Genomic DNA, 2621 nt, shown 5'->3' with positions numbered 1-2621 from the left:
TGAATATTCGGCGTGTTGAGCACCGGTGGTGGTCCCGTTCGGCGCCACCTTGTCGGGGGCGTGATCGTGGTGCTCAGCGCCGTTGAGTAGTGGGCGTCAGCGCCACCATATTTCTAGGCTCCTTCTGCCACGTGGCGTCTCACGTGGCAGAAGGAGTAATCGGAAATGGTACGGAAGATCAGGGCGAAGCTGGTGCTTCGCCTCCGCAGCGAGGGTCTCTCACGCCGGCAGATCGCCGCCCAGGGCATGTCGAGGCACTCGGTGGACGCGGTCATCGCCGCCGCGGACGCGATAGGGATCAGCTACGACGATGTCGTCGCGGTGCCGGATGCGGAGGTGTATGCGCGGCTCTTCCCCGGGCGGGGAGAGCACCACAGCGTCTATGCCCAGCCGGACTGGGACGAGGTCCACCGTGAGCTCGCGAAGGTCGGGGTCACGCTGAAGCTGTTGCACGGCGAGTACCGCGACGCGGCAGCCTCGGCCGGCACCCCGGCGATGGGGTATGACAGGTTCTGCAAGACCTATCAGCGTCATGTCCTGGTCGCGGGGCTCGCCTCGCGCGTGGGCCACAAGGCCGGGCAGAGCATCGAGGTCGACTGGTCGGGCAAGACCATGTCCTTGACAGAACCGGTCACGGGGAAGACGACGAAGGTGTTCTTGTTCGTCGCCTGCTTGCCGTTCTCGCGGTATGCGTTTGTCGAGCCGACGCTGGATATGAAGCAGGAGGCCTGGCTGCGGGCACATACGGCGATGTTCGAGTGGTTCGGCGGGAGCGTTCCGCGGATCGTCCCGGACAACCTCAAGACGGGCGTGCTCGCGCATCCGGCCGAGGGAGAGGTCGTGCTCAACGACGCCTATCGGGAACTGGCCGCGCACTACAGCGCAGCGGTGCTGCCGGGCCGGGTCAGGAAGCCGAAGGACAAGCCGAGCGTGGAGAACACGGTCGGGAACATCGCCACGCAGGTCATCGCCGCGCTGCGGCATCGATCCTTCACCACCCTGGCGGAGTTGCGGGAGGCGATCTATGAGCGGATGGAGGTATACAACGCCGAGCCGTTCCAGAAGCGGTCCGGGTCTCGGCTCTCGGTGTTCGAGGCTGAGGAGAAGCCTTTGCTGCGGCCCCTGCCAGCGGTCCGTTACGAGATCAGCCAGTGGGTGCATGGGCGGCGAGTCCGGCGGGATGGGCACGTGGTTTTCGAGAAGAACTTCTACTCCGTCCCCTACGCTCTCATCGGTCAGGGCGTGGATCTGCGGGTGACCTCCTCGATTCTGGAAGTGTTCGACGGTGACCGGCGCGTGACCAGCCACGCTCTGGCTCCAGCTGGGGTGGTCAACGAGCATCGCACCCATGATGCGGACTTGCCCGACGGCCCTCGCTACCGGGAATGGACGGCCGATCGCGCCCGCGAATGGGCAGGCCGCATCGGCGAGAACACCCTCACCGTGGTCAACCGGATCTTCGAGTCCGTGGCGGTTGCCGAGCAGGGGCTGGACCCCGCGCTGGCGGTGCTGCGCCTGACGCGCCGGTTCTCCGCGGCGCGGGTCGAGGCCGCGGCCGGCATCGCGCTCTCTTCCCGGGTCCGGTCACCGCGCTATGCGCATCTGCGGCCGATCCTCGACAGCAGACAGGACGCCCCACCCGCCCAGCGAGATGCCCGCCCCCAGATCGATCGAGCCCCTCAGGCGCCGGCCGGGGTGGCAGCAGGGTTCGTGCGCGGTGCGGAGTACTACGCCGGAGGCAAGAAGTGACGCAGCTGGATGCACAGACCAAGCACAAGCTCCGCGAGATGGGCGCTTCGAGCCTGCTGGAGGCGTTCGAAGGACAAGACCCCACCCTCGCCCTGGGGATGGCGTTCGAAGAGCGTATCCAGCTCGCCGTCGATGATGCGCATGCCACGTTCACGAACGCGAAGGTCGACGGGCTCATCCGTCGTGCTGGGCTGCGTTACCCCGACGCGGACCTGCGCTTCGTGGACCTCGTCGAGGAAAGGGGCCTGGATCGCGGCGTCCTCGCTCAGCTGCGGAGCTGCTCGTTCGTCCAGATGCGGCAGAACGTCGTCTTCCAAGGCTTCACGGGGTCGGGGAAGTCGTATCTCGGCTCCGCGCTGGCCAAGAGCGCCTGCCAGCACCGCTACCGCGCTCACTACATCCGGATGCCAGATCTCGAGGAGTCCTGGGCCACGGCCCAGGACAAACCCGGTGGCCGGGAGAAGTGGCTGCGGAAGTACTCCACGTTCGCAGTCCTGGTCATCGATGAATGGCTGCTGGACGAGCCCAGCGACGAGATCCGTTCCATGCTGCTCGAGCTGCTCGAACGGCGCTACGACACGGTCTCGACGGTGTTCTGCACCCAGTACGCGAAGAAGGACTGGCACGCCCGCCTCGGCGGAGGAGTCCACGCCGACGCGATCATGGATCGCATCGTGCACAACACCCTCTGGATCACCACCGGTGAGATGAACATGCGCGAGCACATCGCGCACGCCACGACCTGACCACGGCATCGGTGAGCGTCGGCCCCGAGGGCTGGCGCTCACCGACGCGATCCACCGGCGCCCGACCGCGATATCGAGTGGCGCTCAGGGGCAATACCGACTGGCGCTCAACAGGCCGAATACTCA

Annotated in this window: 2 protein-coding genes; both read left to right on the top strand. The window is 66.4% G+C overall.

Annotation, left to right across the window (positions count from 1 at the left end; genetic code table 11):
* The first annotated feature begins 165 nt into the window (after positions 1-165).
* A complete protein-coding gene (gene istA / locus L3K22_RS16560) occupies positions 166-1749 on the top strand; it encodes an IS21 family transposase (RefSeq protein WP_263312361.1) in 1584 nt (527 codons plus the stop codon).
* A gap of 38 nt (positions 1750-1787) precedes the next feature.
* Positions 1788-2495 carry an ATP-binding protein gene (locus L3K22_RS16555; protein WP_209903341.1) on the top strand — a complete coding sequence of 236 codons (708 nt, stop codon included), beginning with the start codon at positions 1788-1790 and terminating at the stop codon, positions 2493-2495.
* The last annotated feature ends 126 nt before the right edge of the window (positions 2496-2621 follow it).

Origin of the sequence: Brachybacterium atlanticum (assembly GCF_025669985.1) — a bacterium.
Lineage (GTDB): Bacteria > Actinomycetota > Actinomycetes > Actinomycetales > Dermabacteraceae > Brachybacterium > Brachybacterium conglomeratum.
This window is presented reverse-complemented; position numbering and strand designations above follow the sequence as displayed.

Excerpts from the sequence above, each read along its gene's own strand:
- istA (WP_263312361.1), top strand. The coding sequence starts at position 166 with ATGGTACGGAAGATCAGGGCGAAGCTGGTGCTTCGCCTCCGCAGCGAG.
- L3K22_RS16555 (WP_209903341.1), top strand. The coding sequence starts at position 1,788 with ATGGGCGCTTCGAGCCTGCTGGAGGCGTTCGAAGGACAAGACCCCACC.